At 72.0% G+C, this 17,419-nt stretch carries 9 protein-coding genes; 7 read left to right on the forward strand and 2 right to left on the reverse strand.

Features of this window, described 5'->3' with window-relative positions:
- Positions 1 to 52 precede the first annotated feature (52 nt).
- The 6 genes from DXZ73_RS04840 to DXZ73_RS04865 all read left to right on the forward strand — a co-directional run bounded on the left by DXZ73_RS04840 (position 53) and on the right by DXZ73_RS04865 (position 6,593).
- Positions 53 to 2,101, forward strand: a complete 2,049-nt coding sequence (locus tag DXZ73_RS04840) for an ATP-binding cassette domain-containing protein (protein ID WP_116209786.1) — start codon at positions 53 to 55, stop codon at positions 2,099 to 2,101.
- A gap of 473 nt (positions 2,102 to 2,574) precedes the next feature.
- Positions 2,575 to 2,781 (forward strand): hypothetical protein, encoded by a 207-nt coding sequence (locus tag DXZ73_RS04845; protein WP_116209787.1) that lies wholly within the window; start codon positions 2,575 to 2,577, stop codon positions 2,779 to 2,781.
- Between the two features lie 165 nt (positions 2,782 to 2,946).
- Positions 2,947 to 3,651 (forward strand): MauE/DoxX family redox-associated membrane protein, encoded by a 705-nt coding sequence (locus DXZ73_RS40520; RefSeq protein WP_425315817.1) that lies wholly within the window; start codon positions 2,947 to 2,949, stop codon positions 3,649 to 3,651.
- Positions 3,560 to 4,117 (forward strand): redoxin domain-containing protein, encoded by a 558-nt coding sequence (locus DXZ73_RS04855; protein WP_116215413.1) that lies wholly within the window; start codon positions 3,560 to 3,562, stop codon positions 4,115 to 4,117. Before DXZ73_RS40520 ends, DXZ73_RS04855 begins: the two co-directional genes overlap by 92 nt.
- The gene (locus tag DXZ73_RS04860; protein WP_116209788.1) at positions 4,114 to 6,045 is read left to right on the forward strand and encodes an ABC transporter ATP-binding protein; all 1,932 of its coding nucleotides are present in this window, start codon (positions 4,114 to 4,116) and stop codon (positions 6,043 to 6,045) included. Before DXZ73_RS04855 ends, DXZ73_RS04860 begins: the two co-directional genes overlap by 4 nt.
- On the forward strand, positions 6,045 to 6,593 hold the full coding sequence (locus DXZ73_RS04865; protein WP_205519108.1) for a S26 family signal peptidase: 549 nt from the start codon (positions 6,045 to 6,047) through the stop codon (positions 6,591 to 6,593). Before DXZ73_RS04860 ends, DXZ73_RS04865 begins: the two co-directional genes overlap by 1 nt.
- Before the next feature lie 28 nt (positions 6,594 to 6,621).
- On the opposite strand, the gene DXZ73_RS04870 is transcribed toward DXZ73_RS04865, so the two are convergent.
- A complete protein-coding gene (locus DXZ73_RS04870) occupies positions 6,622 to 7,248 on the reverse strand; it encodes a hypothetical protein (RefSeq protein ID WP_116209789.1) in 627 nt (208 codons plus the stop codon).
- A gap of 254 nt (positions 7,249 to 7,502) precedes the next feature.
- Here DXZ73_RS04870 and DXZ73_RS04875 point away from each other — a divergent pair, with 254 nt between their 5' ends.
- Positions 7,503 to 9,779, forward strand: a complete 2,277-nt coding sequence (locus DXZ73_RS04875) for an MMPL family transporter (RefSeq protein WP_162890042.1) — start codon at positions 7,503 to 7,505, stop codon at positions 9,777 to 9,779.
- Here DXZ73_RS04875 and DXZ73_RS04880 read toward each other — a convergent pair.
- Entirely contained in the window at positions 9,718 to 17,319 is a 7,602-nt protein-coding gene (locus DXZ73_RS04880) for a type I polyketide synthase (protein ID WP_116209791.1), read from the reverse strand. The genes DXZ73_RS04875 and DXZ73_RS04880 overlap by 62 nt on opposite strands.
- Between the last annotated feature and the right edge of the window lie 100 nt (positions 17,320 to 17,419).

Raw genomic sequence — 17,419 nt, forward strand, 5'->3', positions numbered from 1 at the left:
CCGCTTTATGTGATGCGACGCTGTTGTCGGTCCGACACGCGGGGAGGCGCGCATGAGCGAGGCGACCACAGACGGGACGGTTCCCGGTCCCCGCCACGAGCCGCTGTCCTTGCCCCCGGCCTCGGCCTCGGCGGCGCCCGAGGGCGAGGAGGTCGGCGACGAGCTGACCAGCGCGTACTGGGCGCAGTGGGACGGTGAAGCCGCGCGTACCAGCGTGTGGCGGATCCTCCGCCGGCTGCCCTCGATCAGCCGCCGTGTGCTGGGCATGGCGTACCGGGCCGACCCGCGGGCCACCGTCATGGTGGTGACGCTGCAGCTGGGGTCGGCGCTGATGAGCGCGTTCGGGCTGCTGGCCTCCGTACGGGTCCTGTCGGCGCTCTTCACCCAGGGCGCGACCTCCGACCGCATCCACAACGCCCTGCCCTCACTCGCACTGGTCGCGGGGCTGATGGCGGCCCAGGGGGTACTCGACTTCGGGGTCGCGCGCGGCCAGGCCGCGCTGACCCCGAAGGTCCGGCGGACGGTGGAGCAGGAGTTCCTGCGGCTGAACGCCCACGTACGTCTCGAAGCGGTCGACGACGCCAACTGGTCCGACGAAGCCCACAAGGCCAACGACCGCGGCCTGTACTACATGCGCGAGGCCGTTCCCCAGCTGATCCAGCTCGCGCACGCCGTGCTGGCCCTCATCGGCTCCGCCGGTGTCCTGACCGTCCTGCACCCCGTGCTGCTCCCGCTGCTGGTGGTCTCCGTCGTTCCGCAGGGGTACGCGGCGGTCCGCTCGGCACGCCAGAAGTTCCTCTCCCACAGCCGCTACAGCACCCTCCAGCGCCGTATCAGGCTCTTCACCTGGCTGCTGCTCGACCGTGACTCCGCGCCGGAGGTGCGCTCCTCCACCGCGCAGCGGGCACTGCTGGAGGAACACGAGCGCTTCGCCCGCCGGATCGAGGAGGAGGACACCCGCCTCGGGCAGGAGGAAGCCAACGTCTCGCTGGCCGGCAGGACGGTGGGGGGCCTGGCGGTCGGTGCGACCTATGCCGCGCTGGGGTGGATGACGGCCACGGGGTGGCTGCCGCTGGCAGCGGGCGGCGGCGCGTTCCTGGCGATCCGCTCCAGCCGCGGCACGCTCGTCAGCGTCGTGACCGCCATGCACATGGCCTATGAGCACGCCTTGTGGATCGACGATCTCGAAGCGCACCTGGAGCGGTGCCGCGGCCTCCAGCCGCACCGGACCGGCCGTCAGCTGCCCGACCACGTCAAGACCATCACCGTCACGGACGTCCGGTACACCTACCCGGAGGCGGCCCGGCCCGCGCTGTGCGGGGTGTCGATGAAACTGACGGCGGGCTCGACCGTGGCCTTCGTCGGGGCCAACGGCTCGGGCAAGTCCACGATGGCCAAGCTGCTGGCCGGGCTGTACGCGCCGACGGGTGGGACGATCCACTGGGACGAGGTCGAGGTCGGGGAGGTGGACGCCGAGAGCATCCAGGCCCAGGTCGCCATGGTGCTCCAGGACCCGGTCGAGTGGCCGTTGACGGCGCTGGCCAACGTCACGATCGGCGCGGGCACGATCACCGAGGCCGACCCGGCGCGGGCCCGGCAGGCGGTGGTCGAATCCGGGGCGGACCGCGTCATCGCGGCCCTGCCGCAGCAGTGGGCCACCCCCTTGTCCAAGCGCTTCAAGGGCGGCCAGGAGCTCTCCGGGGGCAACTGGTCGAAGGTGGCCGTCGCGAGGGGCCTGTACCAGGACGGCTGCGTACTCGTACTGGACGAGCCGACGGCCAGCATGGACGCCCGCGCGGAACACGCCGTCTACAACGCCGTCCTCCACGGCCCGCGCCGCCCGGACCGCATCACCGTCCTGATCTCCCACCGCCTGAGCAGCGTGACGGAGTGCGACCGCATTTACGTCTTCCGCGACGGCCGCGTCATCGAGTCCGGCGATCACCACACGCTCATGGCCCGGCGCTCCCCCACGGGCGAACCAGGCGAGTACGCCCAGATGTTCACCCTCCAGGCGGCCGCCTACCAGGCGGCGATGCCGCCCGGGACGGGTGATGCGGCGCGCGATCGTCGGCCCCATACCCGCCCGGCGGGCTCCTGACACCACACTCTGCCCTGATCGCCCTTGCTCAAGATGAGTGCACGCCCAAGGCAGGAAGTTGAACTGCCCATCATCTTCTGGTCATTCGCGATCAGGGCACCGACATGCGGGGACTGCGCACAGTAACCGTACTCGGCACCCGGGCCATGGCTTTCCGCCCTCCGGCCCGGGTCCCGGGACGGGGACACGCGCGGTGCCGCCGGTTCCACCCACCAGCGCTCCTTCGGTTTCCCGGCCCCCGGGCGGTGTCGCCCCGTGTCCGGCGTACGGCACCCGTGCCGGATGCGCTCCGGTAGCCAAGTGACGCACGTACACAGCTGCGACGGGTGTCCGAGAAGGAACCACAGTGCTCTGTGGGCCACTTGTGGACGGTTCCCCTCGACTGCCACCTTCGTCTGCGCACACAAGACGGATCAGTCAGTCAGCCCACGCCCGTCATCCGACAGCGCGGGTCCGGCGTGAGAGGAGTCGACGTGCTCAGAAACAAACTCGAATCCATGGGGAGCAAGCTGCTCGGCCTGTTCGTCCCCGAGGTGGACGCCTCGGCGTTGCAGATCAAGCAGTGCTGGCCGCAGTGCTGGCAGTGCAACAAGGCGTACGGCGGGCCGTGTGGCTGTAACGCCTACTGCTGCAAGAACAGCGCCGGTGGCTTCGACTGCTCCGGCTGCCGCGGCTGCTGAATCGATTCGTGTCCACGCTGACCGCCGGTGACGGCCCCCTCGCACGGGTGCGTCGTCGCCGGCGGCAGCCGACGGGCGGTCCCCTCCGGACAACGCGGGGGCCGCTCCCGGCGCCGCGCCCCGCGCGCGGCGCCACCGACACGGAGGAGCGCCGTGCAGTATGTCGTGATCGCGATCCGCGCTCTGATCGGCGCGGTTTTCCTGGTTTCTTTCTGGAGCAAGGCGCGTGGGCGGGCAGCGTTCGCCGCCTTCGTGGATTCGGTCGCCGCCCTCGGCGTGGCACCGTCGGGGCCGGCCGCCCCGGTGGCAGGAGCGGTGGTGGCGGCGGAGGGTGCGATCTGGGTGCTGCTCGTGACGCCGTCGGACGAGGCGACGGCCGCGGGGCTGTCCCTGGCGGCCGTTCTGCTGAGCGCGTTCGCCGTCGTCATCGCCCGTTCGGTGCACCGGGGCGCGCGGACGTCCTGTCGCTGCTTCGGCGCGACGACGGTTCCGCTCGGCCCCCGGCACGTCGTGCGCAACGTAGTCCTGATCACCGTTTGCGTGGGCGGCGCGCTCGCGGCGCTCGGGGGGACGGCGAAGGCCACGGCGGCGGGCGGTGCGGTGGCAGCGGTGGCCGGGCTGATCCTGGGCGCTCTGGTGACCGTACTCGACGACCTGGCCGCGCTCTTCGCGCCGGCCGGGCCGCACGCGGACAGCGCGCCGAGGCGGCCGCAGGCACATGCACGACCACGGAAACACGCACGACCGCAGGCACATACGCAACTGACAAGGGGTGTCCATGCCGGTTCTGATCAGCGTCCTGGTCCTCGTGGGAGCACTGTGCACGCTGGATCTGATCCTCACCGTGGGCGTGGTCAAACGCCTGCGTGAGCACGGTGAACTGCTGAGTTCACAAGCGACCAACGGCCCGCGCTCCTCCATCCAACTCGGCGAACAGGTGGGTGAGTTCACGGCGCACACCGTGGACGGCGAACCGGTCGGCCGCGACATGATGACCGGCGAGACGCTGGTGGGCTTCTTCACACCGAACTGCGGGCCGTGCAAGGAGTTGCTGCCGAGGTTCGTGGAACACGCGCGGACAATGCCCGGCGGCCGGGCCCGGGTACTGGCCACGGTGGTCGGCGAGGCCGAACAGGTCAGGCCGATGATCGACGAACTGCGCGCGGTGGCACAGGTGGTGGCGCAGACGCGCAACGAGGAGGCCGTGGGCCTGGCATTCGAGATCATGGCGTTCCCCACCGTCCTCAAGGTCATGCCGGACACGGACGGCAGGGTCGTCGTCACCTCCGACTCGGCGCACCTGTCCCTGCCCGAGGTGCCGGTACGGGTACCGTGAGCGACTCGCGGGAGACCTCCCAGGAGGCGGCCGACCCCTCTTGTGCTCCCCCCGGCCGTCCGGCGCGGGCCGGGGCCGCGCTGCGGCGGATCGCCGCCGTCCTCGCGGTCACGGCCCGCGCCGCCCCCGGGACGGTGGCTCTCCACGCGGCGCTGACGGTGGCCGTGGGCGTGGTGCCCGTGGTCACGGCGTGGCTGACGAAGTTCGTCCTCGACGACGTGACGCGCGGGGTGACCGGGAGGCTGGTGGGGCTGGGCGCCGGGCTGGCCGGGCTGGGGCTCCTGGCGGTGGCGGCGGGCCAGGGCCTGCGGTTCGCGCAGGCGGAACTCGACCGCCGGGTGGGGCTGGTGATGAAGGACCGGCTGTTCGTCGCGGTCGACGGGTTCACCGGGCTGGGACGGTTCGAGAACCCGCACTTCCTGGACCGGCTGCGGCTGGCCCAGCAGGCCGGTCACGAGGCCGCCACCCGGGCCCTCGACAGCCTCCTGGGCACGGTCCGCACGGGGATCACCGTCGCCGGTTTCCTCGGTTCGCTCCTCCTGCTCACCCCGGTCATGACCGGGGTGGTCCTGGCCGCGGGGATTCCCGTGCTGTGGTCCGAGGTCGCGCTCGCGCGGCGGCGGGCGCGGATGCTGTGGGAGATCGGCCCCATCGAGCGGCGCGAGTTCTTCTACACCGACCTCCTCTCCAGCGTGGAGGCCGCCAAGGAGATCCGGCTCTTCGGCATCGGCTCACTGCTGCGCGGCAGGATGCTCGCGCAGCGGCGCGCGGCCAACACGGCGAAGCGCGTCATGAACCTGCGCGAGATCGCCGTGCAGACGGGGCTGGGGCTGCTGGCCGCGCTCGTCTCCGGTGGCGGGCTGCTGTGGGCGGTGCTCGCCGCGCGCGACGGGGCGCTGTCGGTGGGCGACGTGACGATGTTCGTGGCCGCCGTCGCCGGAGTACAGGGAGCCCTCGTCTCACTCGCGGGGGACGCCGCGCAGGGACAGCACACGTTGCTGATGTTCGACCACTTCACGGCGGTGACGACGGCCGGGCCGGACCTCGCCGCGCCGGAGCGGCCGGTCCCCCTGCCGCGATTGCGCCGCGGCATCGAGTTCCGCGACGTGTGGTTCCGCTACTCGGCCGACCATCCATGGGTGCTGCGCGGCGTCACCCTGCGCATCCCGCACGGCCGGGCACTCGCGCTCGTCGGGCTGAACGGTGCGGGCAAGTCCACGCTGGTGAAGCTGGTGTGCCGGTTCTACGACCCGACGCAGGGCGCGATCCTGTGGGACGGAGTGGACATCCGCGAGGTGGACCCGGCGGAGCTGCGGCGACGCGTGGGCGCCGTCTTCCAGGACTTCATGCAGTACGACATGACCGCTGCGGAGAACATCGCGCTCGGCGAACCGAGCACGCTGAGCGAACCGGACCGGTCACGGGACCTGCTGCGCGAGGCCGCCCGGCAGGCCCGGATCGACCAGGAGCTGATGGCACTCCCCCGCGGCTACGACACCCTCCTCACCCGCATGTTCTTCATGGAAGCGGACAAGAACGACCCGGAGACGGGTGTGGTCCTCTCGGGCGGGCAGTGGCAGCGGCTGGCACTGGCGAGGGCCTTCCTGCGCGACACCTGCGAGCGGCGCGAACTGATGATCCTCGACGAGCCGTCGGCCGGACTGGACGCGGAGGCGGAGCACGAGATCCACGCCTCGCTGCGGGCCCACCGCGACGGGCGCACCACTTTGCTGATCTCGCACCGGCTCAGCGCTGTCCGGGAGGCGGACCTCATCGTCGTGCTCGAGGACGGGCAGATCGCCGAACGCGGGGACCACCATTCGCTGATGGCGGCGGGCGGCGCATACGCACGGCTCTTCACACTCCAGGCCTCCGGCTACCAGCTGAGCGCCGACGCGTCCCGGACGACCGCGGAGGAGGTGGCCTGATGGCGGTACGGTCCTCCGGGCGCGGAGCGGCGGCGCTGTACTGGGGCCTGGGCATGGCAGTACTCACCGTCGTGGTGCTGAGGCGCACGCTGGTCGTGGTGACCGTACGGGGCGTCAGCATGGAGCCGGCGTTCCGCGACGGGGAGCGGGTGCTCGTCCGGCGCGGAGGACGGTACGCGGTGGGACGGGTGGTCGTGGTGGAACGAGTGGTGGAACGGGGCGGGGAGAGGGACGTACGGCGGCGACCGGCGCCGCCCACCGTGGAGGCCGCCGTACCGGCCGGACGGGAGTGGATCATCAAGCGCGTGGCGGCGGTCGCGGGTGACCCGCTCCCGCCCGGGGTCCCGGCGTCGTCCGCCGCGGACGGCGGACGTGTACCGCCCGGGGCGCTCGTGCTGATCGGCGACAACGCGCACAACAGCTACGACTCCCGGCAGGCCGGGTTCTTCCCCGCCGCCCGGGTCCTGGGCACGGTCCTGCGCACCCGGCGGGTGGATCACCGCCGTTACCGCCTCGTACCGGCACTCTCCCGACTCCTGAGGAACTGATCAACGCAAAACGCGCCGGGCGTTCGCGTCAGCCGACCGTGAGGCTGCCGCGCCCTTCGATATAGCCGAGGCCTCCCGTGAAGCACCGCCTGACGTCGTTGGTGGGCACCGCCGTGCCCGAGAAGGGGCGGCCCGACATGAGGCCGGAGGCGGCCACGCCGCTGAGGAAGGAGTCGACCGGTGTGTAGCCCTGGCCTCCGTTGGAGGCGGGCTGGAGCGTGGTGCGTCCGAGGGTGCGGCCCGTGCGGTTGGGGCCGGAGTACCAGGTGACGGTGCCGCTCCCCTGCACGCCGGTCGCTCCGGAGCAGGTCGCGAGGCCGCTGCCGCTGAGCGTCAGCCGGCCGGACTTGATCCGTGGCTGACGGCCGTTGGGTGAGGTGCAGTCGTCCAGGTCGACGGTGCCGTGGGCGGAGATGCGCCTGGGTGCGTTGGAGACGGCGGGCGAGAAGGTGATCCGGCCGCCCGGCGCGGTCTGCAGGTGGCACTTGAGGGTGTCGGCCGCCCGCGCGGAAGCCCGTACCCGCGGCTCGGCGCGGGCGGTGGTGGTGCCGGTCACGAGCAGCACGAGAGCCGCTCCGGTCACTGCCAGTGCCTTGATGCCGCGGCGCACTCGGACGGCTCCGGCGGTGTGGATGGTGTGAGCCCTGTCGGGCATATGTCTTTTCCCTTGCCACTGAAGGTTCATGCGGTCGCTCGGTCGAGCGCGGGTGACGCAAGTTAGCCGAACCACCCACAACTTGCCACATTTGCCCCGCTTTCATAGCCCACACGGCCTACAGGGCATTTGCTCCAGTCGGGCACCTTTCGTCATGATCGGCCCGCCGACGAAAGGACCCGCACATGCGATGGCGCCGTTCCGTGCCCGATCCAACAGCCCGTCCACGAAGGCACGGTGCGGGAGGGGGCCGGGTGGCCCGGTGGTCCGTACGTCATCCGTGGTGGGTGCTGGCGGCGGCGCTGGGGCTCGGCGCGCTGCTGGCCCTCGCCGCGGTCGGCTCCCCCGCCCGCCTGTCCAACGGCGGCTACATCGCGAACGGCACCGAGGCGACGCGCGCCGAGAAGATCCTCAAGGACCGGTTCGACGCCGGCATTCCCGACCTCGTCCTGCACGTACGGGCCGACGCGCCCGTCACCGATCCCGCCGTGGACCGCGCGGGTCGCGAGCTCGCCCAGAAGGTCGCGGAGCAGCCCGGGGTGCGCCGGGTGCTGTCCTACTGGACCGTCGGCGACTCCCGGCTGCTGAGCAGGGATGGGCACGCGGCCCTTGTCACGGTCGACCTCGACGGGGGTGAGCACGCGGCGGCGCGGCGTGCGGCGGCGCTGGTACCGCGGCTGACAGGCCGGCACGGTCCGCTTCGGGTCACGGCAACCGGCCCGGCCTGGGTGATGGCGCAGGCCACCCAGGTCAGCGGACGGGAGCTGCTCCAGGCCGAGCTGATCGGCGCGCCGTTGGCCGTACTGGTCCTGCTGTTCGCCTTCGGCTCGCTGACGGCCGCCTTGCTGCCCGCGGCTGTCGGGGGGCTCGCCGTGGCGGGCACGTTCGCCGTGCTGCGGCTGCTGACGGCGGTCATGCCCGTCTCGGCGTTCGCGTCGAACATCACCACCGCGCTCGGCTTCGGACTGGCCATCGACTACGGCCTGTTCGTCGTCACGCGCTTCCGGGAGGAAGTGTCCACCGGCACCGGTCCCGCGGAGGCCGTCGCCCGCACGATGCGCACGGCGGGCCGGACGGTGATGTACTCCGCGGCCACGGTCGTCATCTGTCTGAGCACGCTGCTGCTCTTCCCGCTGGGCTTCCTGCGCTCCCTGGCCGTCGCGGGGATGAGCGTGGTGGCGCTGGCGGCGGCGACCACCGCGCTGGTCCTGCCCGCCCTGCTGGCCGTCATCGGGACCCGTATCGACCGGGGCGACCTGTTCGCGCCGTTGCGCCGGCCGCGGCGGGACGGCCATGTGTCGCTGTGGCACCGTGCGGCCCGTGTCGCGACGGCGCGGCCGGTGCTGTCGGGCGGCCTGGCGGCCCTCTTCCTGGTGACGCTGGCGTTCCCCTTCGCCCATGTCCGCTTCGGTGTCGCCGACGAGCGCGTCCTGCCGGCGCGGGTGGAGTCGCACGCGACGGCCTCCAGGATCGAGCGCGAATTCGACCTGCCGTGGAACCGGACCCTGGCCGTGGTGCTGACCGACGTCGACGCCGTGAACCAGCAGGAGCAGCTGGACGCCTACGCGCGCCGTGTCTCCGCCCTCCCCGCGGTGGGCGAGGTCTCCACGGCGGGCGGTGTCTATGCTCAGGGCCGGCTCACGGCGGGTCCCACGGTCGGCTCACTCCTGTACATCACCCGTGGCGCGACCTGGCTGGCCGTGACCGGCAGCGGCCCGCCGCCCGGGGACGAGCGTCTGGTCGAGGAGCTGCGCGCGCTTCCCTCGCCGGGGCCGCACCTGGTCTCGGGGCGTCCTGCCCGGCTGCTGGACACGGAGAACGCGATCCTCCGGGCCCTGCCGTGGGCGGCGGCGATCGTCGTCGGCAGCGTCCTGCTGCTGCTGTTCCTCTTCACGGGTTCGTTGCTCATCCCGTTCAAGGCGGTGCTGATGGGAGCCCTGAGCCTGAGCGCGAGTTTCGGGGTCATGGTCCATGTCTTCCAGGACGGGCATCTCCGGGGTCTGCTCGGGAACTTCACGGTCACGGGTGAGCTGGACACCTCCATGCCGGTGCTGATCTTCGGTGCCGCCTTCGCGCTGTCGGTCGACTACGAGCTGTTCCTCATCTCGCGCATCCAGGAGGAGTACCGGATCTCGGGCGACCACCGGGCGTCCGTGGTCGCCGGAATCGCCCGCACGGGAAGGATGGTCACGGTCGCGGCGACCATTCTCGCGGCCGCGCTGTTCCCCCTGGTCGCCTCCAACATCGTCCTGCTCAAACTCTTCGGCTGCGGGCTGGCGTTGGCGGTCCTGGTCGACGCCACCGTCGTACGGGGTGTGCTCGTCCCCGCCTTCATGCGGCTGACCGGTCACGCCAACTGGTGGGCACCCCGCCCCCTCGCCGCGCTCCACCGGCGCCTGTCCCCGGACCGGTGGCACCGGTCCGGGGACAGGGGCGCCGAGGGCGTGCCGGGCCCCCGGGACACCGCGCTCACACCGGTGACGTCGTCCGCTCCCCGGCCTGGGCACCTACCGCCGCGACCCTCTCGGTAACGCCCGTGCCGCTCGCCCCGGTGCTGTCGGGGCCGCCCGCGAGGCCGAGGCGCAGCAGCACCAGGTGCGAGACGTCGGTGATCGTGCCGCCGCTGCGCAGGAGTTCCAGCGGCGGGATCTCGACGTCGAACCGCCTGCGCAGCGAGACCAGCATCTCGGCGAGCATGAGCGAGTCAAGTCCGTACTCGTCGAGCCGCCGGTTGTGGTCGAGGTCCTTCTGCTCCATGTGCAGGACCTCGACCAGCAGCTGTGCCAGATTGTCGGCGACGGCCCGTACCGCCTCCTCGGGGTCCATGCCCGCCAGGGTCCGCAGGATCTCCTCCTGTGTGTGGTCCACGCAGTCCAACTGCCCGGGGAGGAGTAGGCAGCAGCGGGGAGCTTCGAGGGCCGGGAGGAAGGCGCGCAGCCGGGTCCAGTTGTAGCGTCCGACACCCGCCACGTCGGTGTCGCGGCAGAGCAGCCGGTCGGCGGCGGCGAAGGCCTCACGGAGCGCGAGGGGTTCGATGCCGGCGGAGGTCAGGGGCTGGGTGAGTTCGTTGCGGGCGACATATCCCGTCTCTCCGATGGCGCCCCAGGCGACCGCCTGTCCGGCCGCTCCGTCGCCACGGCGCCTGCGGACGAGGGCTTCCAGCCAGAGGTTGGCGGCCACGTAGTTGGACTGCCGGACGTTGCCCGGGAGCGTCGTGCCGGAGGAGTACATCAGGAACACCTCCGGTTCCCGGCCACCGAGGAGTTGGTCCAGCACCATGGCACCGGCCATCTTCGGGATCAAGGTGGCCGAGAACCGCTCGTCGGTGAGCTCGGTCAGCAGGTCGTCCTCAAGGTGCATCGCACAGTGGACGACGCCGCGCACCGGGTGCCCGCCGGCGTCGATCTCGTCGAGGACGCGCCGCATCGCGGAGAGGTCGGAGACATCGGCGGCGTACGCGGTGGCCCGCACACCACGCTCGCCGAGCCGCGCCAGCACGTCCGCGGCTTCGGGGGCCTCCTCGCCCCGGCGGCTGACCAGGGCCAGATGCCGTACGCCTCGCTCGGCGAGCCAGCCGGCCGTGGCGGCGCCGAAGCCGCTGAGACCGCCGGTGACGAGGTAGGTGCCGTCGGGATCGAGGTCCGGTGCCTGGGCGCGCTGCTCGACCCGCACCGGTTCGTCCAGCGGGTCGAGGGCGACGACGACCTTGCCGACGTGGCGGGAGTGCTGCATGAGCTGGAACGCCTCGGCCACCCGGGCGGCGGGGTACACGTGGTGCGGCAGCGGGCGGTAGGAACCGTTGCGTACGTGTTCGGTGACATCGGCGAACAGCTTGGCGCCGGCATGGGGGTCGAAGGCCAGTGCCGTGAGGTCGACGCCGAAGAAGGCGATGTTGTTGCGGAAGGGGCGCAGGAGGAGTGGTTTGTTCTCGTAGATGTCCCGCTTGCCCAGCTCGATGAAGCGCCCGCCGGGTCGCAGGAGTTCCAGGCTGCGGGTGATGGCCTCCCCCGCGAGGGAGTTGACGACGACGTCCACGCCGACTCCGCCGGTGACATCCATGACCTGGGTGGCGAAGTCCAGGCTGCGTGAGTCGAGGACGTGGTCGGCCCCCAGGTGGCGCAGCAGTTCCCGCTTGGCGGGGGTGCCCGCGGTGGCGATCACGCGGGCGCCGTGCAGTCGGGCGTACTGGAGGACCGCGAGCCCGATGCCGCCCGCCCCGCCGTGCACCAGGACCGTCTCGCCCGCCGAGAGCCGGGCGAGGTGGTCGAGGCTGTAGTGGACGGTGGAGAAGACGACGGGCAGGGTCGCGGCCTCGGTGAATCGCATCCCGTCGGGGATGTGGCCGACGGCCTGGGCGGCGGTGACGGTGTGCGAGGCGAGGGAGGCGGGTGCCAGCCCGAACACCCGGTCGCCCGGTCGGAACCCTCTCACGTCGGGGCCGACGGCGGTGACGACCCCGGCGCACTCCAGGCCGAGGCCGACCTCGGTGTAAGTGCCTTCGACCGCCTCGGTCGGCAGGAGTCCGACCGCCTGCATCATGTCGCGGTAGTTCAGGGCGGCAGCCCGTACGGCGATCGCGACCTGGCCCGGGCCTGCGGTGACCGGTGCCCGTTCGGACCAGGCCAGTTGGTAGGAGAGGCCGGGGGTGCGCACGTCGAGCGCGAACACGTCCGGTGCGGTGGGCGTCACCATGCGGTGGTCGGCGGGCAGGGACATCTCGCGGGGTACGAACCTGCCACCGCTCTTTGTGAGGACGACTTCGGTCTCGGCGTGGTCCGCGAGGAGTTCCCGGGTCAGCCGGTGCGCGTCGGTGGCCGTCTCCCCGCTGCGGTCGAGCGAGACGGCCCGGACGGTCAGCCGGGACTCCTCGTTGGCCAGACTGCGGGCGATCCCCCACACCGCGGCGTCCTGGGTGGCGGCGGGCCGCTCGGGGGCCGGGAGTGCGCCGCTGGGCCGGGTCACGACAGTCAGCGGCGCTCGCGCGTTCTCCGGCAGACGCTCGCAGGCCGCCGAGACGGTGCGAAGGAGGGCCGCGCGCCGGGTGGTCAGCGCCACCAGGTCATCGGGGTCGCGCGGGGGTGTGTCGCCCAGGACGAGGCAGAGGCCCGTGCCGTCCCCGAAGTGCTCGGGCATCCAGTCGGCCGGATCCTCGCCCACCGGACGGGCCTGGGATTCCATGCCGTCGGCGCGCGGGAGGAGCCCGGCCACCGCCTCTGCGAGCGCCATTTCGCCGGAGGTCTCCGCGGCGACGACCCAGCGGACCGACGGCGTTTCGACCGGGGGCGGGGAGGCGACAGTGCGATCGGGGGCGGCGGCGAGGATGACGGAGAAGCCGTCGCGACAAGGCGGGGCATCGTCGCCGGTCTGCACGATGTCGGTGAATCCGCACCGTGTGAGCAGGTCCGGCCACCGGTGGGCGGGCAGCAGCAGCGAATCCGGCCGTTCCTCGCGGTCGGTACGGTTCCAGAAGCTGTCCAGAGTGCCGAAGTACGGCGCGAGAACGTACGGGTCGTGGGACTCCGCGGCCAGGAGCAGTCCGCCAGGGGCCAGCAGCGTGGCGACGCGGCGCAGTGCCGCGCCGAGGTCCTTGGCCGTGTGCAGGGCGTTGGCGGCGATGACGATGTCGAAGGCCGCCTCGGGCAGTCCCTGGCCGTCGGGGTCGGCATCCAGGTCGAAGGGGCGGTACGTCACGAAGTCGTACGCGGCGAAACGCTGTTCGGCACGGGCCAGGAACACCAGTGAGATGTCGGTGTAGACGTACCGGGTGCGTTCGGCAGGGAGCAGCGGGAGGAGAGCGGCCGCCGTGCCACCGGTGCCGGCTCCCACTTCCAGGACGCGCAGTGGCCGGTCGGCGGGCCAGGCCCGTACCGCCTCGCGCAGGAATGTCTGCGCGAGGCGGCTGTGGAAGCGGCTGATGACGGCGGTGTCGTAGAGCTGCTCGACGTCCGTGAGGCTGCCGTCCGACAGCAGGAGCTCCATGGGGTCGGTGCCGTCGCCGGTGAGGACGTCGCGCAAGCCGCGGACGGCGAGTCGGGTCTCCGTCGAACCACCTGGGAATTCCAGTACCAGCCGGCGCAGCAGTTCCTGGTCGGCGAAGGTCGTCCGGGTCAGTCTCAGCCGGTCGGCCGCCTCCCGCTCCAGCAGGCCATGGCGGAGCATTTCCGGGATCATCGCTTCGAAGTAGGAGGTGCGTCGCGGGTCCATGCCTGCCGCGAGGAGGGTGGTGACATCGAAGGATGCGGAGGTGTCGGGGAGGAGCGCCGCGATGGCCGCGGCGTGCCGGTGGGCGCTCGCTTCCTTGAGCATCGCCACGAAACGCTCGTAGGGGTACTGGTGCCAGTCCTCGCGGAGCGCTGCCACGTGGTCGGCTGCGGCTGCCGCGATGTCCGAGGGGGTGACGGGTGGTTTGTCGGCCACCGGCTCCTGGACGTGCGGTGCCGCGCGCAGCACGGTGTGGTGGGAGATCAGCGGTGTGCGGTGACTGGCGGCCAGGCGCCGCTGCCGGCACCCCTGCAGTTCGACGCTGACCGTTCCGTCTTCGTCGGTGACGACGATGTCCCAGCACGCCTCGTTCGCCGTGGACGACCGCTGCCGCACATGGATCCATCCGGAGACGGCCGGAGTGCGCCACACCCGGGCGGCTCCGATGGAGGCGGGCAGATACACCTCGCCGTCGGCGACCGCGTCGGCGAGCAGCGGCGCGCCCGCCTGGAGTGCTCCGTCCAGCAGGGCCGGGTGGGCTTCGTACTCCTCGGCGGGGGCGTCGTGCCGGTAGGAGGCCAGCACTTCGCCGTCGCCCGCGCGCAGTTCCCTCAGCACCTGGAAGGCGGGTCCGTACTGGAGACCGGCGCGCCCGACGGCCTCGTAGTGCTCCTCACCGGTCACCACGCGCGCGCAGCGTGAGTGGACGCCCGGGATGTCCAGGGGCTCGGGTGCCCGGCCGAGGAGGGTGCGGACCCGTGCCCGTACGTGCGGGCGCGGTTGACGGGCCTGCGCGTCGGTGCTGGTGATCTCGACCAGCCCGTCGTCCGGGGTCAGGGCCAGCTGGACCCGTACGCTGCCGGCGTCCGCCCAGGGCACGACCAGGGGGCGGGTGATCTCCAGGCAGTCCACTTCGGCGGCGGTGCCGAGGGTGAGGCGCCCGGCCGACAGCGCCATCTCGACGTAGGCCGTGGCCGGGACGACGACCGAGCCGGCGAGTTTGTGGTCGACCAGCCAGGGGACCAGCACCGGTTCGATGGTGCCCTGCCAGGTCGGCAGCGGGGACGGCAGCCGCTCGCCCAGAAGCGGATGCTCCAGGAGCCCGGAGCCGCTGGTGCGCAGCCATGTCTGCGGGGTGCCGTTCCAGTGGTGCTCGCGCTGCCACGGGTAGGCGGGCAGCTCGGTCACCCGGCCCCGCCGGGGGAAGTACACGCCCCAGTCGAGCCGGGCGCCTTGGGCCATGAGTGCCGTCACCGCCTGGCGCATGGCCGCGCGTGCGTCGATGCCGCGCCGCAGGGTGGGTGTCACCGCGATCGGTGTACGGGGCCGGGAGGCTGCGATCCGTCGCAGGTAGGAGCGGAGCACGGGGTGCGGCCCGATCTCCACGAGGACGTCCGTGCCGTCGTCGAGGGCGTGCTCGACGGCCGTGGCGAACCGGACGGGCTCGCGGACGTTGCGCCACCAGTAGTCGGCGTCCAGGTTCGTGCCGTCGACCGGTGCGCCGGTGACGGAGGAAATCATCGTGGTGTGTGCCGGGCCGGGCCGCAGTCCGGTCAGTTCCTTGGACAGGGGCTCCTGGATCGGGTCCATCGCGGCGCTGTGGAAGGCGTAGTCCAGGTCGAGTTCCTTGCAGACCACCCCTTGCCGGGACATTTCCTCGGCGAAGTCCTTCAGCTGTGCCGCGGGCCCGGCGACGGTCACGTCCCGCGCGCTGTTCACCGCCGCCACCTCCAACCCGGGGTGGGCGGTGAGGAGTTCCTCGGCGCGTGACAGCGGCAGGCCGACGGCGGCCATGCGGCCCATGTGGGCGGTGGCCGCCTGGGTCCGGCTGCGCGCGGCGACGACCTGCGCGGCCTGCTCCAGGTCGAGGGCACCTGCGACATGGGCTGCGGCGACCTCCCCGACGCTGTGGCCCAGCACGGTGTGCGGGACGACGCCCCGCTCCTGGAGCATCCGCGCCACGCCGATCTGCACGGCGAACAGCAGTGGCTGGGCGATCTCGGTGAGCTCCAGGCGCGCCCGGTCGGCGGGCACGGTGAGCTCCTCCGTGACCGACCAGCCCAGGTGGGGAGCAAGGGCCGCGTCGACCGCCGCGACGGCTTCCCTGAACACCTCGCTGTTCGCGAGCAGTTCGGATCCCATGCCCGCCCACTGTGAGCCGTTCCCGGAGAAGACGAACGCGACGCGTCCGTGGTCGACCGCCTGTTCGGTGGCGCCGACGGCCTCGTCGTCCCGTGGGGAGGGAATGGCCGGGGTCTCCGCCGCGCTCGCCTCTCCCCCGTCGGCGGGTGCGGCCTCACCGGCGAACCGGCGCAGCCGCTGGGCGGCGGTGCCGGCGGTGGCCAGTACTGCCGCACGGTGCGGGTGCTTGCCGCGCCGCAGACACGTGGTGTACGCGATGTCGTAGAACTCCTGCGGCGTCGCGTCCGCCAGCCGGTCGGCCAGCCGGGCCGCGGCATCCTCCAGCGCCTGCGGAGTGCGCGCGGATACGATCACCGGGAGTGTCTCGCCCTGCGCGGCGGGGGTTGCGGCAGGGGCGCTCTCCCGGGGCGGGGAGGGCAGTGCCGGGGAAGCGGTGACGACGACGTGGGCGTTGGAGCCCCCGAAGCCGAAGGAGTTCACTCCTACGACGGGGCGCTCGGCACAGCTCAGCGGCCGGACCGTGTCGACGGGTGCGAGGTTGAGCGCCGCGAAATCGATGTCCGGGTTGGGCGGGGAGGCGTGCAGGGAGGGCGGGATCACCTTGTGCCGCAGCACCAGCAGGGCCTTGAGGAGGCCCGCCATGCCGGAAGCGGGCTCCAGGTGCCCGATGTTGGTCTTGACGGATCCGATCGGCAGCACCCCGCCTGTGCGGTGTCTGCCGATGGCCCGTCCGATGGCCCGGCACTCCAGCGGGTCGCCGACCAGGGTGCCGGTGCCGTGCGCTTCGAGGTAGACCAGTTCGTCGGGGCCGACGCCCGCCTCGGCGTACACGGCGCGCAGCAGGTCCTCCTGCGCCTCCGCGTTGGGCAGCGCCAGGCCCATCGTCCTGCCGTCGCTGTTGGACGCGCTGCCGAGGATCACCCCGTGTACGCGGTCGCCGTCGGCCATGGCGTCCGCGAGCCGTTTGAGGACCACCAGGCCGCCGCCCTCCGCGCGTACGAAGCCGTCGGCGTGGGCCGAGAAGGACGCGCACCTGCCGGTGGGCGAGAGCATGGCCGCCTGCGAGAACCCCACGTAGTGGTAGGGGCTGAGCAGTACGTTGACACCGGCGGAGAGCACGGAGCGGCTGGTGCCGTCCCGCAGGGTGCGGCACGCCCGGTCCAGCGCCACCAGGGACGAGGAGCAGGCGGTGTCGACCGCCATGCTCGGGCCGCGCAGGTCGAAGAAGTGGGACAGGCGGTTCGCGGCGATCGAGGAGGCGGCCCCTGACATCGTGTACGCGTTGACCGACTCCGGCGTCGTCATCTGCAGACCGCCGTACGAGGTGTCCGAAACTCCCACGTACACCGCCGTGTCCGACCCCGCGAGCCGGTCCGGGGCGATACCGGCGTCGTCCAGCGCCTCGACGGCCAGCTCCATCAGCAGCCGGTGCTGGGGATCCATCCGGGCCGCTTCCTTCGGCGCGATGCCGAAATAGCCCGCGTCGAATCCGGCGACGTCGTCCAGGAATCCGCCCGCGGCCGTGTAGCTCTTCCCGGTGCGCGGCATCGAGGTGTCCACGAAGCGGCGCGACTCGAAGCGGTCGGCCGGCACCTCACCGATCACGTCACGGCCCTGCTCCAACACCTCCCACAGCCCGTCGAGATCCTTGATGCCTCCCGGAAAGCGGCATGCCACCCCGACCACCGCGATCGCCGGATCCGGAACCGCGGTCCTTTTATCACGCATGTACGAACAGCTTTCCTCTTGAGAGCCGTAGGGCGGGAACGCCCGACGGGCTGGGCAGGAGCGTGCCGCACGGCACGATGCGCGAGAACATAACTCATCC

This window comes from Streptoverticillium olivoreticuli subsp. olivoreticuli, assembly GCF_003391135.1.
Taxonomy (GTDB): domain Bacteria; phylum Actinomycetota; class Actinomycetes; order Streptomycetales; family Streptomycetaceae; genus Streptomyces; species Streptomyces blastmyceticus.

Excerpts from the sequence above, each read along its gene's own strand:
- DXZ73_RS04840 (WP_116209786.1), top strand. The coding sequence starts at position 53 with ATGAGCGAGGCGACCACAGACGGGACGGTTCCCGGTCCCCGCCACGAG.
- DXZ73_RS04855 (WP_116215413.1), top strand. The coding sequence starts at position 3,560 with ATGCCGGTTCTGATCAGCGTCCTGGTCCTCGTGGGAGCACTGTGCACG.
- DXZ73_RS04865 (WP_205519108.1), top strand. The coding sequence starts at position 6,045 with ATGGCGGTACGGTCCTCCGGGCGCGGAGCGGCGGCGCTGTACTGGGGC.
- DXZ73_RS04870 (WP_116209789.1), bottom strand. The coding sequence starts at position 7,248 with ATGCCCGACAGGGCTCACACCATCCACACCGCCGGAGCCGTCCGAGTG.
- DXZ73_RS04880 (WP_116209791.1), bottom strand. The coding sequence starts at position 17,319 with ATGCGTGATAAAAGGACCGCGGTTCCGGATCCGGCGATCGCGGTGGTC.